This is a genomic window from Cuneatibacter caecimuris (assembly GCF_004216775.1).
In the GTDB taxonomy this organism is placed as follows: Bacteria; Bacillota; Clostridia; order Lachnospirales; family Lachnospiraceae; genus Cuneatibacter; species Cuneatibacter caecimuris.
This window is the reverse complement of sequence record NZ_SGXF01000002.1, coordinates 420,964-444,565: the sequence shown is the minus strand read 5'-3', so window position 1 is coordinate 444,565 and position 23,602 is coordinate 420,964. Positions and strand designations below refer to the sequence as shown.

The 23,602-nt window shown below is 49.8% G+C and carries 18 protein-coding genes; 16 read left to right on the top strand and 2 right to left on the bottom strand.

Annotated elements, in window-relative coordinates; genetic code table 11:
- Positions 1–211 precede the first annotated feature (211 nt).
- From yaaA to EV209_RS08240, 9 genes are all read left to right on the top strand, one after another.
- Positions 212–994, top strand: a complete 783-nt coding sequence (gene yaaA / locus EV209_RS08280; RefSeq protein ID WP_130434956.1) for a peroxide stress protein YaaA — start codon at positions 212–214, stop codon at positions 992–994.
- The gene (bcp, locus tag EV209_RS08275; protein WP_130434954.1) at positions 978–1,433 is read left to right on the top strand and encodes a thioredoxin-dependent thiol peroxidase; all 456 of its coding nucleotides are present in this window, start codon (positions 978–980) and stop codon (positions 1,431–1,433) included. The genes yaaA and bcp overlap by 17 nt, the downstream gene beginning before the upstream one ends.
- A gap of 1 nt (position 1,434) precedes the next feature.
- The gene (locus EV209_RS08270) at positions 1,435–2,370 is read left to right on the top strand and encodes an AEC family transporter (protein WP_130434952.1); all 936 of its coding nucleotides are present in this window, start codon (positions 1,435–1,437) and stop codon (positions 2,368–2,370) included.
- 100 nt (positions 2,371–2,470) lie between these two features.
- Positions 2,471–4,792 carry a SpoIID/LytB domain-containing protein gene (locus EV209_RS08265; protein WP_130434950.1) on the top strand — a complete coding sequence of 774 codons (2,322 nt, stop codon included), beginning with the start codon at positions 2,471–2,473 and terminating at the stop codon, positions 4,790–4,792.
- Between the two features lie 65 nt (positions 4,793–4,857).
- On the top strand, positions 4,858–6,075 hold the full coding sequence (locus EV209_RS08260) for an NADP-dependent isocitrate dehydrogenase (RefSeq protein WP_130434948.1): 1,218 nt from the start codon (positions 4,858–4,860) through the stop codon (positions 6,073–6,075).
- A gap of 33 nt (positions 6,076–6,108) precedes the next feature.
- Positions 6,109–7,383, top strand: coding sequence for a GDSL-type esterase/lipase family protein (locus EV209_RS08255; protein ID WP_130434946.1), 1,275 nt, complete (start codon positions 6,109–6,111; stop codon positions 7,381–7,383).
- Positions 7,384–7,396: 13 nt separating this feature from the next.
- Positions 7,397–8,206: a S8 family peptidase gene (locus EV209_RS08250; protein ID WP_130434944.1), complete on the top strand. Its 810-nt coding sequence runs from the start codon at positions 7,397–7,399 to the stop codon at positions 8,204–8,206.
- 48 nt (positions 8,207–8,254) lie between these two features.
- Positions 8,255–8,671 carry a S8 family serine peptidase gene (locus tag EV209_RS08245; protein WP_130434942.1) on the top strand — a complete coding sequence of 139 codons (417 nt, stop codon included), beginning with the start codon at positions 8,255–8,257 and terminating at the stop codon, positions 8,669–8,671.
- A gap of 36 nt (positions 8,672–8,707) precedes the next feature.
- Positions 8,708–10,069 carry an MATE family efflux transporter gene (locus EV209_RS08240; protein ID WP_130434940.1) on the top strand — a complete coding sequence of 454 codons (1,362 nt, stop codon included), beginning with the start codon at positions 8,708–8,710 and terminating at the stop codon, positions 10,067–10,069.
- A 62-nt stretch (positions 10,070–10,131) separates the two neighbouring features.
- Here the strand turns inward: EV209_RS08240 and EV209_RS08235 are convergent, their stop codons facing one another.
- Together EV209_RS08235 and EV209_RS08230 are read right to left on the bottom strand one after the other, a co-directional pair.
- Complete coding sequence (locus EV209_RS08235) at positions 10,132–10,707, bottom strand: P-loop nucleotide/nucleoside kinase family protein (protein ID WP_130434938.1); 576 nt, start codon at positions 10,705–10,707, stop codon at positions 10,132–10,134.
- Positions 10,700–14,947 carry a 2-hydroxyacyl-CoA dehydratase gene (locus EV209_RS08230; protein WP_130434936.1) on the bottom strand — a complete coding sequence of 1,416 codons (4,248 nt, stop codon included), beginning with the start codon at positions 14,945–14,947 and terminating at the stop codon, positions 10,700–10,702. Before EV209_RS08230 ends, EV209_RS08235 begins: the two co-directional genes overlap by 8 nt.
- Before the next feature lie 400 nt (positions 14,948–15,347).
- Here EV209_RS08230 and EV209_RS08225 point away from each other — a divergent pair, with 400 nt between their 5' ends.
- The 7 genes from EV209_RS08225 to rny all read left to right on the top strand — a co-directional run bounded on the left by EV209_RS08225 (position 15,348) and on the right by rny (position 23,467).
- Positions 15,348–16,289: a magnesium transporter CorA family protein gene (locus tag EV209_RS08225; protein ID WP_130434934.1), complete on the top strand. Its 942-nt coding sequence runs from the start codon at positions 15,348–15,350 to the stop codon at positions 16,287–16,289.
- A 9-nt stretch (positions 16,290–16,298) separates the two neighbouring features.
- Entirely contained in the window at positions 16,299–17,135 is an 837-nt protein-coding gene (locus tag EV209_RS08220; RefSeq protein WP_130434932.1) for a DUF1751 domain-containing protein, read from the top strand.
- A 35-nt stretch (positions 17,136–17,170) separates the two neighbouring features.
- Complete coding sequence (pyk, locus tag EV209_RS08215; protein WP_130434930.1) at positions 17,171–18,604, top strand: pyruvate kinase; 1,434 nt, start codon at positions 17,171–17,173, stop codon at positions 18,602–18,604.
- A 40-nt stretch (positions 18,605–18,644) separates the two neighbouring features.
- Positions 18,645–19,919 carry a diaminopimelate decarboxylase gene (locus EV209_RS08210; RefSeq protein ID WP_130434928.1) on the top strand — a complete coding sequence of 425 codons (1,275 nt, stop codon included), beginning with the start codon at positions 18,645–18,647 and terminating at the stop codon, positions 19,917–19,919.
- Positions 19,920–20,127: 208 nt separating this feature from the next.
- Complete coding sequence (gene recA, locus EV209_RS08205) at positions 20,128–21,189, top strand: recombinase RecA (protein ID WP_130434926.1); 1,062 nt, start codon at positions 20,128–20,130, stop codon at positions 21,187–21,189.
- A 16-nt stretch (positions 21,190–21,205) separates the two neighbouring features.
- Positions 21,206–21,826 (top strand): regulatory protein RecX, encoded by a 621-nt coding sequence (locus EV209_RS08200; protein ID WP_130434924.1) that lies wholly within the window; start codon positions 21,206–21,208, stop codon positions 21,824–21,826.
- 96 nt (positions 21,827–21,922) lie between these two features.
- Positions 21,923–23,467: a ribonuclease Y gene (rny, locus tag EV209_RS08195; RefSeq protein WP_130434922.1), complete on the top strand. Its 1,545-nt coding sequence runs from the start codon at positions 21,923–21,925 to the stop codon at positions 23,465–23,467.
- Positions 23,468–23,602: the final 135 nt, after the last annotated feature.

Sequence of the window (23,602 nt, the reverse complement as noted above, 5' to 3'; positions counted from 1 at the left end):
ACGACGAGGTAGATAGGGCAGAGGTGGAAGTGCCGTAAGGTATGTAGCTGACTGTTACTAATCGGTCGAGGGCTTGACCTGAAGAGGTTCAGGAGAGCCTGGATGGTTTCTGTGTGTGGTTTTGAAGGTACAGTGAGCGTCGATTATGAGTATAATCGGCGCTTTTTGTGTAATCTATATTTTTTAGAGGAGATGACAGCGGAGAAAAACCATGAAGATCATTATTTCACCTGCAAAGAAAATGAATTGCAGGACGGATTTTATGCCATGTTCCGGAACCCCGGTTTTGCTGGCCCGGACACAGGAACTGTTGGAACGAGTGAGGCAGTTGACTTATAATGAGGCGAAAGCGGTCTGGAAATGCAATGATAAAATTGCAGAATTGAATTACAGACGTTTTCAGGAAATGGATTTGGCGCAGGGAATGACGCCGGGAATGACGCCGGCCTTACTGGCCTATGAGGGGATACAATATCAATACATGTCGCCTCAGGTTTTTGAGGCTCGTGAATGGGAATATGTGCAGGAACACCTTCGGATACTGTCCGGATTTTACGGAATTTTAAAACCTCTGGATAAGGTGACGCCTTACCGGCTGGAAATGCAGGCGAGGCTGAAAATCGGGGATAAAAAACAACTGTATGACTTCTGGGGGAGCCAGATATATGATGAGTTGGCAAAAGAGGAAAGCTGCGTGATTAATCTGGCGTCAAAAGAATACAGCCTTTGCATAGAAAATTACTTATCTCCTGAGATCCGGTATATCACCTGTATTTTTGGCGAAGATTCAAACGGGAAGATTCTTCAGAAAGGGACACAGGCAAAAATGGCCAGGGGAGAGATGGTCAGGTTTCTGGCAGAGACAGGCGCCGGAGAGCCGGAGAAGATGAAAGAGTTCCGCAGGCTGGGGTATACATACCGCGAAGATTTATCCAGCGGGGAAAAATATGTGTTTTTGAAAGGAGACAGAAAGAAAAATGTTGAAGATTGGTGATCAGGCGCCGGATTTTACGTTGGAGGATCAGAACGGGAAGATGGTTTCCCTGTCAGATTTTGAAGGAAAAAAGGTCATACTTTATTTTTACAGCAAGGATAATACTTCAGGATGTACCAAGCAGGCCTGCGCTTTTGGGGAACTTTATCCGCAGTTCCAGGAAAAAGGCGCGGTAGTGATTGGCGTCAGCAAAGATACCGCGGCGTCTCATAAGAAATTTGCTGATAAATATGGACTTCCATTTATTTTATTGGCGGATCCGGAGAAAAGGGTGCTGGAACTCTACGATGTCTGGAAAGAAAAAATGATGTATGGAAAAAAGGTGATGGGCGTAGTGCGGACTACCTATCTGATTGATGAAGCAGGCATGATTGCCGGTGTGTTTGGAAAAGTGAAAGCTGCTGAAAATGCTGACCAAATGTTGAAGGAGCTGAAGTAAAATGGAGACTGCGGTGGTTTTTCAGCAAATGCTGATTCTGTTTATAATACTTGCAGTGGGGTATATTGCAAATAAAACGGGAATTATCCCGACCGCTTCCAATAAAACGCTTTCCGGAATTGTGCTGAATATTGCAAATCCGGCGCTGGTAATCGCCAGCGTCTCAGGGGATCATTCTAAAATTAGCGGGCGGGGCCTGGCGGTCACGCTGCTGATTTCCATCTGTATGTTTGCGGCCTTAATTGCTATTGCATTTGTAATTCCGAAGATCTTGCGGGCTGAGCGTGAGGATGAAAAAATATATAATGTAATGATCGTATTTTCCAATATCGGATTTATGGGTATGCCCCTTGTCAGCGCGCTGATGGGAGCCGAGGCATTGCTGTATGTGGCTATTTTCACGCTGCCTTTCAATTTCCTGATCTATACATATGGCGTTCAGTTGATGTGCGCGGGCACCGGGAAGAAGGCAGAACGGTTCAGCGTAAAAAAAGTCCTGAATATAGGAACCATTTCCTGCGTTGCTGCAATAATCCTGTTTTTTGCAGATATCCGGCTTCCGGAGGTGCTGGCCACTGCATGTTCTACAGTTGGCGGGCTGACAGCGCCGTTAAGCATGCTGGTAATCGGTGTATCCATCGCCTCAATGGATTTGAAGAGCACGCTGAAGGATAAAAAGCTGTGGCTGTTTTCGTTCATAAAATTAATGGCGCTGCCGGCCCTGGGGTATTGTATTTTGCGGATTTGCGTAAATGATGATTATCTGGTCCAGTTAGCCGGCATTTTATTCTGCACGCCCGTGGGGAGCATGGTGGCGATGCTTGCGGAACAATATACAGGCAAGTGTGAGCTGGCCGCCAAAGGTGTGGCAATGACTACACTGCTGTCAGTGGTGACTATTCCGGTGATGCTGGCGCTGATGACAATGTTTTCCTGAATGAACTTCCTTTCAGTATAAAGTGTGTATTTAAAAATATTGACATATAATATTCCTTCCGCGCATATATTGTTTCAGGAAAGGTGCGTGGAGGGACAGAATGGACAAGAAAATCAGTACAGTATTGTTAATTATGGCGCTAGCGGCATGCATCCTGTGGACAGGCCTGCGGTATTTGGAAAGTGAAGAAACAGGGGGCCAGGCAGGGGATCAGGGTATTTCAAGAGCTTTAGCAGTAAAATCTCTTGCGTTGGGAATCGCAGAAAAAGAGAATTGCAGGCAGGCCGCAGGAGGCTATTTTGCCGCTGAGAATTCTTCCTACTGGTATGTGCCGTATTATAACTACCTATACCAGACAGAGATTATGTCGCCGGATCAGTTCCTTCCGGAGCCTTCGAATGCGGCCGCCTACCTGACGGTACAGGAGGCGGCGTCCCTCTGGAATACATTGGGTCTGAAAGAAATGGCAGAAGAAGCTCAGGTGTCTGATGAAAATGCGGACAAGCCGGTGAGCGCAGCTTTCTGGTGGAAAGGATATCAGGCATTTCTGGATAAATACAACTACTCAGGCAAGGTTCAGGAAAAAAAGCTGGTTGTGTACGCAACACCGGGCAACGCATCCTCAGATAAATGGAAAGCCAGCACCAGCCAGGGAACGTTTGGCTTTGAGGGGCTGTCAATGGATGCAAATGTGGACCAGGTTCTCAGAGTATGGGTACGGGGAGATGAAATTCTCCGAATCGTAGAAACGCTGCAGGAAGATGTGGCATACAGGAATATCTGGATCAGCCGTTCGGATGCGGGGAGTCTGACCGCGCTGGTAGGAGGGGTGTCCAGGGAGTTTCTGGTGGAAGGAGTATCTGAGGTGGAGACTCCTTGTCTTGCAGATCTTATTCTGCGCAAAGGGAAAGTTCAGAAAATCAGAGTGAAGTCAGAGGAGATCAGCGCCAAGGTTCTGGCTGTACGGGAAGAAGGCGTGGAGCTGGAAGGATATGGCCTGGTGCCTTATGAGGATTATTTTCAGGCATATCACGAAGGAGAAGCGGTAAGCCCTGCCGGGAAAGAGAATATCATTACTGGATCTTCAAATATCCGCTTTTTTGCAGAGGACGGGAAGCTGTGCGGCGCGCTGATCGGCGAGACGCAGGACCCTGTTACCATCCGCGTTCTGCTGGAAAATACGGATTTCAGCTCCTATTTTCATCCGGCGGTGGAGCTGTCTTCCCAACAGGAAATAAAAATGATCAGCAGTACAGGGGAGGAGCAGTCATACCCTGCAGGAACGAAACTGCGCTATGATGTTTCCAGTCAGGAATTGCAGGCGGGAAACCGTCTGGTTATCCAGGCCCAGGGGGGAGAAGTGGAAATCCCCACCATCGGCCGCTATCAGGGGACCCCTTCTTATGGGGGAACACTGGAGCTGAAACTGACAGAACAGGGGATCGTCATTGTCAATGAGGTGACATTAGAGGACTATCTGAAAAAGGTGGTGGGGAGCGAAATGCCGGCCAGATATGGCCTGGAGGCTGCAAAGCTGCAGGCTGTCTGCGCCAGGAGCTATGCCTGCCGCCAGATAGAAGAAAATGCCTGCCGAGAGTATGGAGCTCACGTGACAGACAGCACAGAATTTCAGGTCTATAATAATTTTGCGCCGGACCCTGTCTCCATACAGGGCGTGGAAGAGACTGAGGGAGAGGTGCTTCGGTATGGTACGGAAATTATTGCAGCATATTATTTCTCTACTTCCTGCGGGTACACAACAGATGCATCTGTATGGGGGAGTGAAACTGATGCGTATCCCTATCTTCAGTCCCAGCAGGTGAGGCCATTTCAGGATGCGGAAACAGCAGAGGCCAGAATTGAGCAGGCATCCAGGCTGCAATATGAAAGCAATTTCAGATCCTGGATGCAGGAGAGCGCAGAGAGTTATGAAGGAGACTGCCAGTGGTACCGATGGAGTACAGAGGAAAAGCTCCCTGAAATACAGAAACGCCTGGAAAACCTGCAGAGTGCGGGGAAAGCAGCAAGAATAAATATAGGAACCTTGAAACAGCTGGAAGTGCAGGAACGAGCGCCGGGCGGAGCTGTAACGGTTCTGCAGTTTACAGGAGACAGCGGAAGCGTCCGTCTGGAAGGGCAGTCAGCGATCAGAGCGGCTTTAGGAGATATGGAGACGGTGTATCAGACGAATATCGGAAAAGAGTCTTCAGGAGAACGGGATATACTGCCCAGCGCTTTCTTTTATCTGGAGGAGATACGGGCCGACGGAGGCGTTATTGGCTACCGTATAAAAGGCGGAGGAAGCGGCCATGGCGTGGGGATGTCTCAGAATGGTGCGCATGGAATGATCAAAGCCGGCATGAATTACCGGCAGATTCTGGAGTACTTTTATCCTGGCACAAAACTGGAAAAGCTTGCATAATGAAATTCATTGTGGTATTATGTTCCCAAATGATGCAAAAAAAGAAGGTTTAGGAGGAGCAGAGCATGGATAAAATACAGATGAAAACACCTCTGGTGGAGATGGATGGGGATGAGATGACCCGTATTCTCTGGAAGATGATTAAGGAAGAGTTGCTGATCCCTTTTGTTGATCTGAAAACAGAGTATTACGATCTGGGTCTGGAATACCGCGATGAAACAGACGACCAGGTTACAGTGGACTCCGCAATGGCAGCCAAGAAATACGGCGTTGCCGTGAAATGCGCCACCATTACGCCCAACGCTGCCAGAGTAAAAGAATACAATCTGAAAGAAATGTGGAAAAGCCCCAATGGAACGATCCGGGCGATTATGGACGGCACTGTGTTCCGCGCTCCTATTATTGTCAAAGGGATTGAGCCGAATGTGCGTACCTGGAAGAAACCGATTACAATAGCCAGACACGCTTATGGAGATGTGTATAAAGCGGCTGAAATGAAGATTCCTGGGCCGGGAAAATGTGAACTGGTCTATACTGCGGCGGACGGCAGCGAGCAGAGGGAACTGATCCATGACTTTCAGGGCGCCGGAATCCTTCAGGGACAGCATAACCTGAACGAATCCATTGAGAGCTTTGCGCGGAGCTGTTTTAATTATGCGCTGGATACCATGCAGGATCTGTGGTTCTCCACTAAGGACACGATATCCAAAAAATATGATCATACATTCAAAGATATATTTCAGGATATTTATGACAAGGAATATGAAGAGAAGTTTAAAAAGGCTGGAATTACGTACTTTTATACGCTGATCGATGATGCTGTAGCGCGCGTGATTAAATCAGAAGGAGGTTATGTCTGGGCCTGCAAGAATTATGACGGCGATGTGATGAGCGATATGATCGCAACTGCGTTCGGATCGCTGTCTATGATGACTTCGGTGCTTGTTTCTCCGGATGGAAAATTCGAATATGAGGCGGCGCATGGGACTGTGCAGCGGCATTATTATAAGTATCTGGCAGGGGAAGAAACATCCACGAATCCGGTTGCCACTATTTTTGCCTGGAGCGGGGCTCTGCGCAAGCGCGGTGAACTGGACGGCCTGACGGAGCTGATGCAGTTTTCGGAAAATTTGGAGCAGGCTACCATTGATACGATCGAGCAGGGAACAATGACAAAAGACCTTTCTGCAATCTCTACGCTGCAGAATGTAAATGCAGTGAACAGCCTGGAATTTATCCAGGCAATCCGAAGCAATCTGGAGAAACTGCAGGCCGGCAAATGATCTGGGCCTTCAATTCACAGAGGATGGAGAAGGATGACAAGAGAAGAGAGAAAAAAACGTGAAAAAAGGCGCAGGATGCTGGTATACAGTGCATTGGGGACAGCAGCGGTCTGTGTGCTCTGTGCAGTAATCGCCCTGGCGGGCAGTTCTCTGTTTCCCGGCAACGTATCTGCGGCAACAGGCGGCTCTACAAAAGAAGAGCAGTCTGTTGCCGGCACATCGGATGAAGATTCTTCGGACATGATGGGATTTCGGCCGAGCAGGGATCATATGCAGGGGAGCAAAGCAGTCAATGCCTTTGTGGCCCCTACGGCAGAAGAAGTGGAACAGTTTTGGTCTGATACTGCTTTTGTGGGCGATTCGATTATTGCGGGATTTGGACTGTATCTGCGGGGCAGCGGCCAGCAGATGTTGGGGAACCCTACGATTATCGCGCTCACAGGCTACAGCCTGAATGACGCTCTGCTTCCTGCGGGGCGTGTATCACATCCCATCTATCAGGGACAGGAACACACGATTTTTGAGGCTCTGGCTCTCCGTCAGCCATCCAGGATTGTCCTTTCTTTCGGTATCAATGATCTGGGAATGAATAGTGTGGCTCAGATCGTGAGCAATTATGATACAACAATCAAAAGGATCCGGCAGATTTGTCCGGACGCGGAGATATATGTTGTCAGCTGCACCTATGTATTCAAAGGACGGGAGGGCGGAAACAGGACAAACGCCAATATCCGGGAATTGAACAGGCGCATGGAACAGTATGGGGAAGAAAACCAGGTGGGGTTTATTAACCTGGCCCCTTATCTGGCTGATGAAAATGGCTGCCTGTATTCTGGATATACTACAGATTTTTATGTGCATCAGAACGATAACGCTTACCGCACCTGGGTGCAGGTGCTCCGCAGGTACGCCTATTGGCAGATCTGCGGGGAAGAAGCGCCGGACTCTATGTTTCCCATTACTGTTCCTGCCGCTGTGCCTGCGGGACAGATTCCGTCAGGAACAGTGAACTATCAGCCTCCGGAGTTTACAGAGGCCCATACACAGCCCAGAACCACAGAAGCCGTTCATACGCAGCCCTCTTCTGAGGCGGCGTTACCTTCTGAAACCGAGACTGTGCCCAGCGGAGAGAACGGTACAGAGAGGCAGACTGATGAGGTGAAAGCCTCGGCTGAGCCTACTTCAGAGAAGAAGCCTTCTTCTGAAGAGGACAGGCCTTCCGCTCCACAGAGCTCCGCCGGAGACGCGGCCGGCAGTACTCCTGCACAGGCCGCCGGGGAATCAGAAGCGGCAAAGCCTTCAAAGTAGGGTTATTATATCAATGATAAAGTTAAGCGAGTGCACCTTTTGTACGGCGGTGCACTTGCTCTTTTTATTGCATAGGAAACTGCAGATTGGCCTTGTATCTCATGTAGCAGGCATTATCGGAGGAGATGGAAGCAGTTCGGACGGCAGAGTCGTAGGTATGGCTCCTGAATGCAGCCTGGTAGGCGTCAGAGTGCTGGACGGAAAGGCCCAGGGCAGTATCAGGGATATGATTGCCGGAATTCGATGGGTCTTACAGATGAAGGACCGCTACAGGATCAGGGTTGTAAATATTTCTGTAGGCTCTCTGATTCCAAAAGGAATGCGGGAGGATTCAGCGCTGGTAAAGGCAGTGGACGCTTTATGGGATGCGGGGCTGATTGTCTGTGTGGCAGCCGGAAACAGAGGAAATCAGCCTATGAGCATCACAACTCCGGGGATCAGCCGTAAGGTGATTACAGTGGGCAGCTGTGATGATATGGAACAGGTGGATGTAATGGGGAGCAAAATCGTGCATTATTCGGGAAGGGGCCCCACCAGGAACTGCATCATGAAACCGGAACTGGTTGCCAACGGGTATCAGGTAATGTCCTGCAATGCAATGAACAGCAAATCGCCTCATCCATACTGCTGCAAAAGCGGAACTTCCATGGCAACCGCTCAGATCAGCGGAGCAATCGCCCTGCTGCTGTCCAAACAACCAAAGATGTCAAATGTGGAAATCAAGCTGCGGATCAGGGAGTGCTGCCATAATCTGGGGGTATCGCCTGCGTACCAGGGCTGGGGTATGCTGGATCTGAGCCGGTTTGTTGGCAGGAACGGCTGATGGACTGGCCGCATAAGCTATAATGTGGAACTCGCAGCAGGAGGCATTATGAAACCGGTATTGAAGATAGAAGGCAATGCTGTCTACGGAGTAGATCAGGATTGCCTTTCTGATAAAAAGAAGATGAATAATCTGGATATGCGGGGGGAGTGGCAGACTGGAAGTCCTGAAGAGACGGATGGAGAGGAAGGCTGTCTTCGGGAAAAAATGAGAAAACTCACCGGCCGATGGTATGAGGAGAAAAAACAGCTTCATCAGACAGGAACGAGAGGGGAAGGTATCTGCGTCGCATTGCTGGATACAGGGCTCTATCCCCATCCGGATCTGGCAGGAAGAATCAGGGCTTTTTGGGATTTCAAAAAGGGAGAATGCAGCTGCCTGGATGAAAATGGCCATGGAACACAGGCCGGAGAGCCAATTCCCTATGACGAAAACAAAAAGCTGGTCAATCTTGTAAAGCTGTGATAAAATATATTCATTACTTTGAGGGGAGAAACAGGAATGGCAAAACTGGAAAAAGACCTGACGCAGGGAAACGTAATCCGCCAGCTGGTGATGTTTGCCCTGCCGTTTATGCTGTCAAATTTAATTCAGTCGCTTTATAATGTGGCGGACATGCTGATAGTAGGGAAATTTGGAGGTCCGGTAGGGATTTCTGCAGTAAATATAGGCGGTCAGGTGACATTTCTGATGACAAATCTTGTGATTGGACTGAGCGTAGGCGGTACGGTGGTGATCGCCCAATACCTGGGTTATGGAGACCGTAAAGCGGTAAACGAATCCATTGGAACGCTGCTGATCGCTTTGCTGGCGGCCGCGGTGGCGATGACTGCAATCATGTTGTGTGTTTCCACTCCTATCCTTCATCTGATCCAGACTCCTGAGGAATCTTTTGCGCAGGCAAGAGAGTATCTGGATATCACGATTATGGGTACTGTGTTCATATTCGGATATAATGCGCTCAGCGCCATCATGCGGGGCGTGGGGGACAGCAAAAGGCCTATGTATTTTGTGCTGATCGCCTGTGTGACCAACATTGTGCTGGACTTGATTCTGGTAGGAGGATTCAGGATGGGAGCCAGAGGGGCTGCGGTGGCCACCGTGATTTCTCAGGCGCTCAGTATGGTGCTGTGCATTATTTACCTGAAGCGAAATGACTTTATTTTTGATTTTAAGATTTCATCCTTTCAGTTTAAAAAAGAACGGTTTAAGACTCTCATGCGGGTGGGAATCCCCACGTCCATTCAGAATGTGGCCACCAATATGTCATTTCTGGTGCTGACTGCGCTGGTAAACGGCTTCGGGGTCAGCGCCTCGGCCGCGTTGGGCGTGGTGGGAAAGTTCAATAGTTTCGCCATACTGCCTTCCATAGCGGTGGGATCTTCTGTTTCAGCCATGGCTGCTCAGAATATCGGGGCAAATGAGCTGGACAGGGCGAAAAAAACCTTTCATACCGGCCTGATGCTGGCAATGGGAATCAGCATTCCGATTTTTTTGGTGGCACAGCTGTTCCCGGAGCAGATCATCCGGATTTTTGATGATGATGCGGATATGGTGCGCAGCGGAATGGAATATATGCGCACATTTACCTTTGATTACCTGGTAGCTCCCATCAGCTTTTGTATCAACGGCCTGATTACCGGGGCAGGGCATACCGCCTTTGCATCGGTAAACGGCATTCTTTCCGCATTGGGCTTCCGCATCCCCTTTGCGCTGTTGTTTGGGATGGCCCTTCCCCTGGGGCTCACAGGAATCGGACTGGCGGCCCCCATCGCCAGCGGAGGCGCTGTGCTGATCGGCCTGATTTTCTACTTGTCCGGCAGATGGAAGAACAGCACTGTGGTGAAGGGAAAAATGGGATGAATGCATAGTAAATAAAAAGAATCTGCAAAACAAGTTAGGCATGTTTTGCAGATTCTTTTTTTTCAGGCATGGATAAACTGGTCGGCCAGCCGGAAATACATTTCATAATCCACTGCGGCAAAATCTGTTGTATCCACTTCTATTATTTTTCCGCCTGCATCAAAACCGTCCAGATTATGGCACCAACTACTAAAATCTTTCAAAGAAGGTTCAAAACCTAAGGTATTGACCTGACCCCGGTCAGGCGACTTTTCCCGTTCCATGAAGCGCTTGTACAAGACTTCTGTATTGCCGGTGAACTTAAATGTAAGGCTCAAATAGCCATATCGGCTGATCAGCTGCCGGATTCTCATTGACTCATCAGTTTTTTTGACGCCGGCCGGCATAAAATTGCCTTCAATAATAACAGGGTATCCTGCTTCCATCATTCTCTCGGCCGCATACATCATGGCGTCAAAGGTGACCGCGGAAAAACGGCTGCTTTCGTTTCTGTCTGCAACAGAGATGCTTTGGCACAGGGCAATTTTAAACGTATCTTTTATAAAGCAGGGCACGTGAATTGCTTTTGACAAGTGTAATGCAAAGGTGGATTTTCCGGAAGCCAGATATCCATTAATTATTATAATTTTTTTATTCAATGTCTGCCTCTGCTTTCAGGTTTTTCTGCGCTGTTGCCAACATCAGTTTGATGCGGTTGAGCTGGTTTACCTCGCTGGCGCCGGGATCATAGTCTACGGCAATAATATTAGAATTTGGATAGGCGTGCCTCAGCTCTTTGATGACGCCTTTTCCCACAATATGATTGGGCAGGCAGCCAAAGGGCTGGGTACAAATAATATTGTTCACGCCTCCCTGAATCAGTTCCAGCATTTCTCCGGTCAAAAACCATCCCTCGCCGGTCTGGTTGCCCTTCGAAACAAAAGGATCTGCCAGCTCCGCCAGATGGGTGATCCGGCTGGGAGGATCAAAACGTACGCTCTTCTCAAATTCTTTGCGGGCGGTTTTGCGAAGATACTCCAGCACAGAGATACCCAGGTTGCAGAGCCGAGCGGTGGAAGATTTCATGCCCAGGTTCTCTGCCTTAAAGTTGCTGTTATAGAAGCAGTATAAAAGGAAATCCATGAGATCAGGCATCACGGCTTCCGCCCCTTCCCCCTCCAGAAGCTCCACCAGGTGATTGTTGGCGGCGGGAGAGAATTTCACCAGGATCTCGCCCACAATGCCCACCCGGGGCTTTTTTTGGTTCAGAATGGGCAGCGTATCGAAATCCCTGATAATTCCGCGGATATTCCGATGAAACTCGCTCATGCTCAGAGATTTTTTCTGCAGGGTCTGAATGCAGGTGTTTTTCCATTTCTCGTGAAGACGGTTTGCGGAACCCGGCACAGCCTCATAGGGACGGGTGCGGTAGAGCACGCGCATGAATACGTCGCCGTATACCACTGCCTGCATGGCCTTTACGATCAGGGGCACGGTGAACTTAAAGCCTTCGTTGGATTCCAGTCCGCTGACGTTTACAGAGATCACGGGGATCTGCGGCATGCCGGCCCGGTTCAGAGCGCGGCGGATAAAGCCGATATAATTGGAAGCCCGGCAGCCCCCTCCCGTCTGGCTCATGAAAATAGCCACGTGGTCCAGATCGTATTTCCCGGACAGCAATGCGTCCATGATCTGCCCCACCACGATCAGAGAGGGATAACAAGCGTCATTATTTACATATTTCAGCCCCACATCCACGGAATGACGGCTTTCCGGAAGCACCTCCACCTTGTAGCCGCAGGCGTTCATGGCGGGAGCTACCAGATCGAAATGGATCGGCGTCATCTGCGGGCAGAGGATGGTATAAGTATCCTTCATTTCTTTGGTAAATTCCACCCGGTTATATGCGGCGGATACAATCTTGCGTTCCAGATGCCTCTGGTCCCGGACCCGCAGCGCAGAAATCAGGGAACGGATTCGGATGCGCGCAGCGCCCAGATTATTCACCTCATCAATCTTGAGCACTGTGTAAATCTTTCCGGACCCGGTAAGGATATCGCTGACTCCGTCTGTGGTGACAGCGTCCAGGCCGCAGCCAAAGGAGTTCAGTTGGATCAGGTCCAGATTGTCCATGGTTTTGACAAAGCTGGCGGCCGCATACAGCCTGGAATGGTACATCCACTGGTCCATTACAATCAGGGGACGCTCCACTTCGCCCAGGTGGGATACGGAATCTTCCGTGAGCACTGCGATCCCATAGGAGGTGATCAGTTCAGGGATTCCGTGGTTGATTTCCGGATCCACATGATAAGGCCTGCCGGCCAGAACAATTCCCCTGCGGCCGGTTTTCGCCATCCATTCCAGGACCTCTTCGCCTTTGCGGCGCATATCGTCCCGGGACTCGATCAATTCTTTCCATGCAGCCTGAGCGGCAACCTGCACTTCTTCTTTGGGAATCTGATATTCTTCCCGGAACACCTCCACCAGGCGCTTTTCCAAAGTGGCCTCGTCAGTAAAAGCCATAAATGGATTCATAAAACGAATATGTTCGGTTTTCAATTCCTCCATATTGTTCTTGATATTCTCCGCATAGGAAGTAACGATAGGACAGTTGTAGTGGTTCTGGCTGTCGGGGGATTCGTTTCTTTCGTAAGGGATGCAGGGATAAAAGATCGTTTTTACGCCCTGCTGAATCAGCCAGCTCACATGCCCGTGGGCAAGCTTTGCAGGATAGCATTCGGATTCGCTGGGAATAGATTCCAACCCCATCTCATAAATATCTCTGGAAGACTGGGGGGAAAGCTTCACCGAAAAGCCAAGGCGATGGAAGAAAGTAGCCCAGAACGGAAAGTTTTCATACAGATTCAGCACTCTGGGGATACCGATTTCTCCGCGGAACGCTTTTGCAGGGTCCAGGGGTTCATAATCAAACATCCTGTGGTATTTATAATCAAACAGATTTGGAATATTATCTTTGTTTTTCTCTTTGCCCAGGCCGCGCTCACACCGGTTTCCGCTGATGAACTGGCGGCCGCCGGAAAAGCGGTTGATGGTCAGACGGCAGCTGTTGGTGCAGCCCTTGCATCGGGTCATCCTTGTGGTATATTCCAGATTCAGAATATCATCCAGAGGCAGCATGGAGGTTTCTTTCCCTGACTGCTGATGGCGTTCTCTGGCAATCAGCGCGGCGCCGAAAGCCCCCATAATGCCCGCGATGTCAGGGCGGATGGCCTGACAGCCTGAAATCCGCTCAAAGCTACGCAGCACGGCGTCATTATAGAAGGTGCCGCCCTGAACCACCACATGTTCCCCCAGATCTTTAGGATCTGTAATTTTAATTACCTTAAATAATGCGTTCTTGATGACTGAGTACGCCAGCCCTGCGGAAATATCCTCCACGCTGGCGCCCTCCTTCTGAGCCTGCTTTACATTGGAATTCATAAAAACCGTACAGCGGGTGCCCAGATCTATAGGATTTTTGGCAAAAAGCGCGGCTTTTGCGAAATCCTGTACAGAATAGTTCAGAGATTTGGCAAAAGTCTCAATAAAGGAACCGCAGCCGGAAGAGCAGGCCTCGTTCAGCTGCACGCTGTCCACGGTCTGGTTTTTGATTTTAATACACTTCATGTCCTGGCCGCCGATGTCCAGGATGCAGTCCACCTCAGGCTGGAAGAACGCCGCCGCATAATAGTGAGAAACAGTTTCAACTTCCCCTTCATCCAGCATCAGGGCAGCTTTAATCAGCGCTTCCCCGTAACCGGTGGAGCAGGAGTAGGCGATTTTTGCCTCAGGAGGCAAAAGATCCCGAATCTCATTGATGGAGCGGATGGTGGTAGCCAGAGGGTTTCCGTTGTTATTGCTGTAAAAGGAATACAGAAGAGAGCCGTCCTCGCCCACCAGCGCTGTTTTGGTGGTGGTAGAACCGGCGTCAATTCCCAGATAGCAGTTTCCCTTATATGTACTGAGATAGGCTTTCCTGACGCTGTGCTGCTGGTGGCGATCCCGGAAAAGATCATATTCTTCCTGATCCCGGAACAAGGGCTTTAGACGCTTCACCTCAAAATCCAGTTTTACGCCGTGCTCCAGCTTTTCACACAAATCAGAAACCGGAACCTGAACTGCCGGGCTGCTGTTCATGGCTGCCCCGATAGCGGCAAACAGGTGGGAATGTTCCGGGGCGATAATCGCATCGCCCTCCAGCTTCAGGGTTCTGATAAAGGCAGCCTTCAGCTCTGAAAGGAAATGGAGAGGCCCTCCCAGGAAAGCTACATTACCCCGTATGGGTTTGCCGCAGGCCAGGCCGGAAATCGTCTGGTTGACTACGGCCTGAAAAATGGAAGCGGAAAGATCTTCTTTGGACGCTCCCTCATTGATCAGGGGCTGGATATCTGATTTGGCGAATACGCCGCATCGGGCGGCGATGGGATAGATCGCCTGATAATTTTTTGCGTAATCATTGAGCCCCGCCGCGTCGGTCTGCAGCAGGACAGCCATCTGGTCGATAAAAGAACCGGTGCCGCCGGCGCAGATCCCGTTCATGCGCTGATCGATTCCACCGGAAAAGTAGATGATTTTGGCGTCCTCGCCGCCCAGTTCGATCGCCACATCTGTCTGCGGCGCGTAATCCTGCAGAGAGGTGGAAACAGCCACGACTTCCTGCACAAACGGAATTTCCAGATGTTTGGAAAGCGTCAGGCCGCCGGAACCGGTGATAACGGGAGAAAGATCCATCTCTCCCAGCTGCTCCATGCTTTTGCGGATGAGAGCGGCAAGTGTTTCCTGTATATTTGCATAATGACGTTCGTAATCTGAGAATAATATTGTATGATTGTCATCCAGTACGGCGATTTTTACCGTAGTGGAGCCGATATCAATTCCCAGACGATAAATCGGTTTCATAGATTGTTCAGACCTCCTTGCAATCTGTGTATTCCCCCGCAAAACTATGTACTGTTTACATTGTGCTCTGCACGCAGAGACAACATCACAATATACCATTATATGATCTTTTCCGGCAAAAAGCAACTGTTCAAATTATGAAAAATAGGGAAGGGCCCCCAGAAAACTCTGTGAATGTTTCTGAGATAAATGGTTTGACAAAAGAACCTTGAGAAACTATAATATAAGCGATTGTGGCATTCAGCCAGATATTGATGAAATCAGGAAAGGCAGTGGTGAGATGGACAGTTGCTCGTGCTATCACGAAGAAAGTAAAATTCGAATAGGTATGACCTGCCAGGATATCCGGTGAGCTGCGGCTTCTGACCGGTCTCGTGGCAGGCCGGAAAGGAGCGTAAATATGATTCAGATTTTCAGAACTGTGGACGGAGAAATCCGCCGGGAAGAGGAAATAACAAAAAATTGCTGGGTGGCGCTTACCGATCCTTCCGCATCCGAGACTGCGGAAATCGCGGAGCAGTTCGGCATTGATGTGGCGGATCTGCGGGCTTCGCTGGATGAAGAAGAGCGTTCGCATATTGAAGTGGAGGATGATTATACGCTGGTATTGGTGGACATTCCCATGATCGAGGAACGCAACGGCAAGGACTGGTATATGACGATCCCACTGGGCATCATCCTGACAAAAGATGTGATTTTCACTGTTTGCCTGGAGGAAACCCCTATTTTAAACAGCTTTATGGACGGACGGGTGAGGGGCTTTCACACTCACATGAAGACCCGCTTTATCCTGCAGATTCTCTACAGGAACGCGTCCCTTTACCTGCAGTACCTGAGAAACGTGGACCGAAAGAGCGAAGAGATCGAGCGCAAGCTCCATAAGGCCCAGAGGAATAAGGAGCTCATCGAACTGCTGGAGCTGGAAAAGTCCCTGGTGTACTTTACCACGTCCCTGCGTTCCAATGAGGTAGTATTAGAAAAACTGCTGAAGGCGGACAGTGTAAAAAAGTATCCGGAGGATACAGAACTGCTGGAAGATGTTATTGTAGAGAATAAACAGGCTATAGAAATGGCGAATATTTACAGCGGGGTCCTCAGCGGAACTATGGATGCATTTGCCTCTGTTATTTCCAACAACCAGAATATTGTAATGAAGTTTCTGGCGGTAGTGACTCTGGTGATGTCTATTCCAACTATGATTGCCAGCTTTTACGGGATGAATGTGAACCCGGAGGGAATGCCTTTTGCGGAAGATCCCATGGGCTTCTGGTATGTGCTGCTGATTGCAGCGGTAATCTCCCTGGTGGTGGCGCTGATATTTGCAAAGAAAAAGTGGTTTTAGGAGGATTGGATGAAATTTTTGGATAAGATGGAGCGGAAACTGGGCAGATATGCGATCCGCAATCTGATGATGTATGTGATTGTACTGTACGCGGCAGGCAGCGTCATATTGCTGGTAGCTCCTGAACTGCTGCTGTGGGTCTGCTTTGACGCGAATAAGATTCTGCATGGTCAGGTCTGGCGTCTGGTTACTTTTTTGATGATGCCCATGGAAACCAATGTTTTTCTGTTGGTGCTCCTGTGTTATGTCTACTATATGCTGGGGACTACATTGGAGAGGACCTGGGGAGCTTTTCGGTTTAACCTGTACTTTTTCCTTGGAATGCTGGGAACAATATTGTCAGGTTTCATCGTATACTGGACCTCAGGCATTTCTCTGACCGGTTTATCCCTGTCGGCCACTTATATCAATCTGTCGTTGTTTTTTGCATATGCGTTGACTTATCCGGACGCCAATTTCTATCTGGCCTTCCTGTTTCCGATTAAAGCGAAATGGCTTGCGCTTGTGGATGCGGCGATGTATATTTATCTGTTTATCCAGAACGACTGGGTGGGCCGGGCCAGCATACTGGCCTCTCTTTTAAACGTCCTGGTGTTCTTCCTGCTCACCAGGAATTACCGCAGGATTGCGCCAAAGGAAATCAAACGGCGCAGAGACTTCCGGCAGAATGTAAAAGCAGCCGCAGGGGGCGCCAAACATAAATGCGCGGTCTGCGGCCGCACCGAGCAGGACGACCCGAATCTGGTATTCCGTTATTGTTCCAGATGCGAAGGGAATTATGAATACTGCCAGGACCACCTGTATACCCATAAGCATGTGACAAGCCATCCGCAGAATCAGGACTGACGCTTGTACAGATAGAAAGCTGGAGGATATTATTAATGAAGAAAACAAAAATTATCTGCACAATGGGCCCCAATACCAATGACCGCGAAGTGATGAAAAAGCTGGCGGAAAACGGAATGGATGTGGCGAGATTCAATTTTTCACATGGAGATTATGAGGAACACCTTTCCAGGCTGGAACTGCTGCGGGGCATCCGCGAGGAGCTGGGCGTTCCGGTGGCTGCCCTGCTGGACACAAAAGGTCCGGAAATCCGCACAGGCATGGTAAAGGATGATAAAAAGATTCAGCTGAGTGCAGGGCAGACTTACATTCTGACCACAGAAGAAACAGAGACTACCGAGGAAAAAGCCTATATCAATTACAGCGGGCTGGCAGAAGATGTGAAGCCTGGCAATAAGATTCTGATTGACGACGGCCTGCTGGAAATGGACGTTTTGGAGGTAAAAGGCAGCCAGATCGTCTGCCGCGTTTTAAACGGCGGCGAGCTGGGCAGCAAAAAAGGCGTCAATGTGCCGAATGTGAGCATCCGTCTGCCTGGCATCACAGAAAAGGATAAGAAGGATATTCTGTTTGGCATAGATCAGGAGTTTGATTTTATCGCTGCTTCTTTTGTTCGTAACGCTCAGTGTATCCGAGAAATCCGTGAGATTCTCAATGTGCATGGCAGCAAGATGAAAATTATTGCAAAAATTGAAAATGCAGAGGGAATTGATAATATCGATGAAATTATTGCCGAGAGCGACGGAATAATGGTTGCCAGAGGCGATATGGGCGTGGAAGTCCCGGCAGAAGAAGTGCCCCATCTGCAGAAAATGATAATTAAAAAATGTAATCTGGCCGGCAAGCCGGTGATAACCGCTACCCAGATGCTGGATTCCATGATCCGCAATCCCCGCCCCACCAGGGCAGAGGTGACAGATGTGGCGAATGCGATCTATGACGGTTCCGACGCGGTCATGCTGTCGGGAGAAACCGCTATGGGTAAGTATCCGGTGGAAGCGCTGCAGATGATGGTGCAGATTGCGAAATCCTCTGAAGAATATCTGGATGCGCTTTACTATCAGAAATGTGAAAATAAAGAACACCATAAAGACATCTCTCATGCGGTATCCCTGTCCTCCGTGTCCACTGCCACAATGCTCGGGGCGAAAGCCATCATTGCGCCCACCATGGGCGGTCTGACAGCTACCAGCCTTTCCAAGTGGAGGCCGCATGCCAGAATTATCGGCATGTCCCCCAACAAAGTAGTGGTGCGCCAGATGCAGCTGCTGTGGGGGGTTACCCCGATTCTGGCTTCCAGGGCCAGTTCTACGGATGAGCTGGTGGACGCTTCTGTGGAATTAGCGAAAAAACGCGGCCTGGTGCAGGAGGGCGATACGGTAGTCCTTGCTGTAGGCGTACCCAGAAAGGGCCAGCCGGCAGGCGTGCTTGGAGAGACCAATACCATTAGAGTAGTGAAAGTGGACTGATTTGTATGCCGTCACACGAAGAACTGGAGAGGTGAAAACATTGGAGAAGAAAACATTTGTATCGTTGGAACAGTTGAAGAAAATTACGGATCAGTACCCTACTCCCTTTCATCTCTATGATGAAAGAGGAATCCGTGAAAACGCGGCCAGGGTGCGTCAGGCTTTTTCCTGGAATAAAGGGTTTAAGGAGTATTTTGCGGTAAAGGCTACGCCCAATCCGTTTATCCTGAAGATTTTAAAGGAATGCGGCTGCGGCTGTGACTGTTCTTCCATGACAGAGCTGATGCTGGCCCACGCTCTTGGATTCTCCGGGGAGGAGATCATGTTTTCTTCCAATGCCACGCCGGCTTCCGAATTCCAGTATGCCCGTAAAATTGACGCTACCATCAATCTGGATGATTTTACACACATTCAGTTTCTGGAAAATTGCGCCGGACTGCCCGAGACCATCAGCTGCCGGTATAATCCCGGCGGACTGTTCAAGATCAGCAACAGTATCATGGACAATCCGGGGGAAGCCAAATACGGGTTTACCACCGAACAATTGTTTGATGGATTCAGAATTTTGAAAGAAAAAGGGGTAAAACATTTCGGAATTCATGCTTTCCTGGCTTCCAATACCGTGACAAATGAATACTACCCTGCGCTGGCAAAAATTCTGTTTGAGACGGCTGTCAGGCTGAAGCAGGAGACCGGGGCGGATATCCGGTTTATCAATCTCTCCGGCGGAATTGGGATTCCTTACCGCCCGGATCAGGAGCCAAACGATATTCTGACCATCGGAGAAGGAGTGCGCAGAGTTTATGAAGAAGTGATGGTTCCGGCGGGAATGGGAGATGTGGCTATCTATACGGAGCTGGGCCGCTTTATGCTGGGCCCTTATGGCTGCCTGGTGACCACCGCGGTTCACCAGAAACACACTTACAAAGAATATATCGGATGCGATGCCTGCGCTGTGAATCTGATGCGGCCCGCCATGTACGGCGCTTATCATCATATTACGGTGATGGGAAAGGAAGACAGTCCCTGTGACCACAAATATGATATTACAGGTTCCCTGTGTGAGAACAATGATAAATTTGCTATTGACAGGATGCTTCCCCAGATTGATATGGGAGACCTTCTGGTGATTCACGATACCGGGGCCCACGGCTTTTCCATGGGCTACAATTACAACGGCAAGCTGCGCTCCGCGGAGATCCTGTTAAAAGAAAACGGAGAGTTTCAGCTGATCAGGCGGGCGGAAACCCCGAAGGATTATTTTGCCACCTTTGATTTCTGCGATGTGCTGGATGGGATGGAAGAAATTCAATAGTAGATAGAAAAAACGGACTGCTGTGTGGAACGGCGGTCCGTTTTTGCAATATGAGTGTGCGGCTTGCAGAAAATTTGTTTTCATGATATGCTGTTCCGGTAAGAATCTCTGGCGGGATTTTTTCGGAAAAGCCTATTGACAGAACAGGGGAAATGAAGTAAGATATATTTAAGAAAAACGAACGTGAGTTCGCTGACAAGGAGAATGTATGATGAATGATGAGAAGATGAAAGCGCTGGACGCTGCGCTTGCCAATATTGAAAAGGCATATGGAAAAGGTTCTGTGATGCGGTTGGGAGATTCCAACGCCCATATGAATATTGAGACCATCCCCACCGGCTGTCTGAGCCTGGACCTGGCTTTGGGGCTGGGCGGGCTGCCTAAGGGGCGTATTATTGAGATCTATGGGCCTGAATCCAGCGGTAAGACCACAGTGGCCCTTCATGCGGTGGCAGCGGTGCAGAAACACGGCGGAATTGCCGGCTTTATTGATGCGGAGCATGCGCTGGACCCTGTTTATGCGAAGAACATTGGGGTGGATATCGACAACCTCTACATATCTCAGCCGGACAACGGCGAACAGGCCCTGGAGATCACGGAGACTATGGTGCGTTCCGGCGCCGTGGATATCGTTGTGGTGGACTCCGTGGCGGCTCTGGTGCCCAGAGCGGAGATAGAGGGAGATATGGGAGACGCCCACGTAGGGCTGCAGGCCAGGCTGATGTCCCAGGCACTGAGAAAGCTCACGGCAGCCATCAGCAAGTCCAACTGTATTGTGATTTTTATCAACCAGCTGCGCGAGAAAGTGGGAGTGATGTTCGGAAACCCTGAAACCACCACCGGCGGCCGCGCGCTGAAATTCTACTCGTCGATCCGCCTGGATGTGCGCAAGATCGATACGCTGAAACAGGGCGGGGACGTGATTGGAAACCGCGCCAGGATCAAAGTGGTGAAAAATAAAGTGGCTCCGCCTTTTAGAGAGGCTGAATTCGATATCATGTTCGGAAAAGGCATTTCCAAAGAAGGCGATGTGTTGGATCTGGCGGTTCAGGACAACGTGATCATCAAGAGCGGAGCCTGGTATGCATACCATGACGGCAAGATCGGACAGGGCCGGGAGAATGCGAAAACCTATCTTCAGGAGCATCCTGAGGTGATGGCCGAAGTGGAGCACCAGATTCGGGTGAAGCGCGGACTGGAAGAGGTTTCTGAAGAGACTGCCGCACCTCAGAAGAAGGAACAGAAGGAAGAGAAAAAAGCAGATAAATAATTGAAGGGGGTTTGCCATGACAGTGACAGAAATCAGGCCCCTGGATAAGAAGCGCAGCCGTCTCTGGATAGACGGCTGTGCTTCTTTCGCACTGTACCAGGGGGAGCTGCGCCGCTATGGAATCCGGGAAGGAGAAGAACTGGCGCAGAAAACTTATGAGGAAATTTTGGAAGTGCTGGGGAAACGCGCCAAGCTGCGCAGCATGAACCTGCTGAAACGAGCGGATCAGACTGAGGCAGGGCTGCGCAGAAAGCTGAAAGAGGGATTCTACCCACAGGAATGCATTGAAGAAGCGGTAGCTTATGTCCGCAGTTACCATTATATTGATGATGAAAGATATGCCAGGCAGTATCTGGAAATCTACGGGAAAAGAAAGAGCAAAAAACAGCTTCGGCAGGAACTGCAGCAAAAGGGGATCAGCAGGGAACTGCTGGAGCAGGCGTTCGAAGAGGTCCGGCCGGATGAAACGTCGGCATTGGAGCTGCTGGCCCGAAAGCGGTGCAGGGGGAAAAATCTGGAGGATCCCGGGGAATATCAGAAACAGCTGCGATATCTCCTGTCAAAAGGGTATCATTATGAGCAGGCGGCGGGTCAGCTGAAAGCTCTCCGGGACGGAGGAGAAGAGCCTCTTTTTTGAAAAAAACCGGAAGGCTTACTTGACATTTCTAACAAAAACGTTTAGAATTTAATTGTTGTCTTTGTACAATGAAAATTTCATAAGGAGGTGGCTCCTGTGCCGTACGTTGTGACAGCGATTATCACATTTATTATCACGGCTCCGCTTGCCTGGCTGGCTGCTGTTGCTTATCGTAAGAAAGTTTACGAGGGCAAGATCGGCTCCGCAGAGGAGAAGTCGAGAGAAATAATAGATGAGGCGTTGAAAACTGCAGAGACGAAGAAGCGTGAGGCATTGCTGGAGGCCAAAGAGGAATCCATCCGGACGAAGAATGAGCTGGAGAAGGAGACCAGGGAGAGGCGTTCCGAATTATCCCGCATGGAAAAACGCGTGATGAATAAGGAAGAAGCGCTTGACCGCAAGGCCGACACATTGGAAAAACGCGAAAACAATCTGGCAGCCAAGGAAGATAATCTGAACAAGAAGAGGCGCGAAGTGGAAGAACTGGGCGCCAAAGGAATGCAGGAACTGGAAAGAATCTCTGGATTAACCTCCGAACAAGCAAAGGAATATTTACTGAAATCTGTTGAAGAAGATGTGAAGCATGACACTGCCAAGATGATCAAGGAAATGGAGCATCAGGCAAAAGAAGAAGCTGGCAAAAAGGCGAAGGAATATGTGGTTACAGCCATTCAGAAATGCGCTGCGGATCATGTAGCCGAGACGACGATTTCCGTCGTGCAGCTTCCCAATGATGAGATGAAGGGCAGAATCATCGGCCGCGAGGGCCGGAATATCCGGACTCTGGAAACGATGACCGGCGTGGATTTGATTATCGACGATACGCCGGAGGCTGTAATTTTATCCGGGTTTGACCCGATCAGAAGAGAAGTGGCCAGAATTGCGCTGGAGAAGCTGATTCTGGACGGCCGGATTCATCCGGCCAGAATTGAAGAAATGGTGGAAAAAGCACAGAAGGAAGTGGAAACCATGATCCGTGAAGAGGGCGAAGCCGCTCTCCTGGAAGTCGGTGTACATGGCATCCATCCCGAATTGGTGCGTCTGCTGGGCAAGATGCGTTTCAGAACCAGTTATGGCCAGAACGCGCTGAAACATTCTATCGAAGTCGCGCACCTGTCCGGCCTGTTGGCCGCTGAAGTCGGTGTGGACGTGCGCCTGGCGAAGCGTGCAGGTTTGCTGCATGATATCGGCAAGGCTGTGGATCATGAGATGGAAGGCTCCCACATCCAGCTGGGTGTGGATTTATGTAGAAAGTATAAAGAGTCCGCAGTAGTAATCAATGCTGTGGAATCTCACCATGGCGATGTAGAGCCTGAGTCTCTCATCGCATGTATCGTACAGGCGGCAGATACGATTTCTGCAGCCAGACCAGGGGCCCGCAGAGAGACCCTGGAAACTTATACCAACAGATTGAAGCAGTTAGAAGACATCACGAATTCCTTCAAGGGTGTCGACAAGTCCTTTGCTATTCAGGCAGGCAGAGAGGTTCGTATCATGGTCTTGCCGGAACACGTTTCCGATGCGGACATGGTATTGATGGCGCGGGAGATTTCCAAACGGATTGAAGACGAACTGGAATATCCGGGCCAGATCAAAGTTAATGTGATTCGAGAGTCCAGAGTTGTGGACTATGCGAAGTAATCATCTTGCATGACGAACCCCCTTGGCCGCATTCATTAATCATATTGAATGCGGCCAGGGGGATTTTTTCGTTGCATGGCCGTTGAAGCATAGGAAACTGCGTTCCCTATGCTTCAACACCCTTCTGGGGTGATC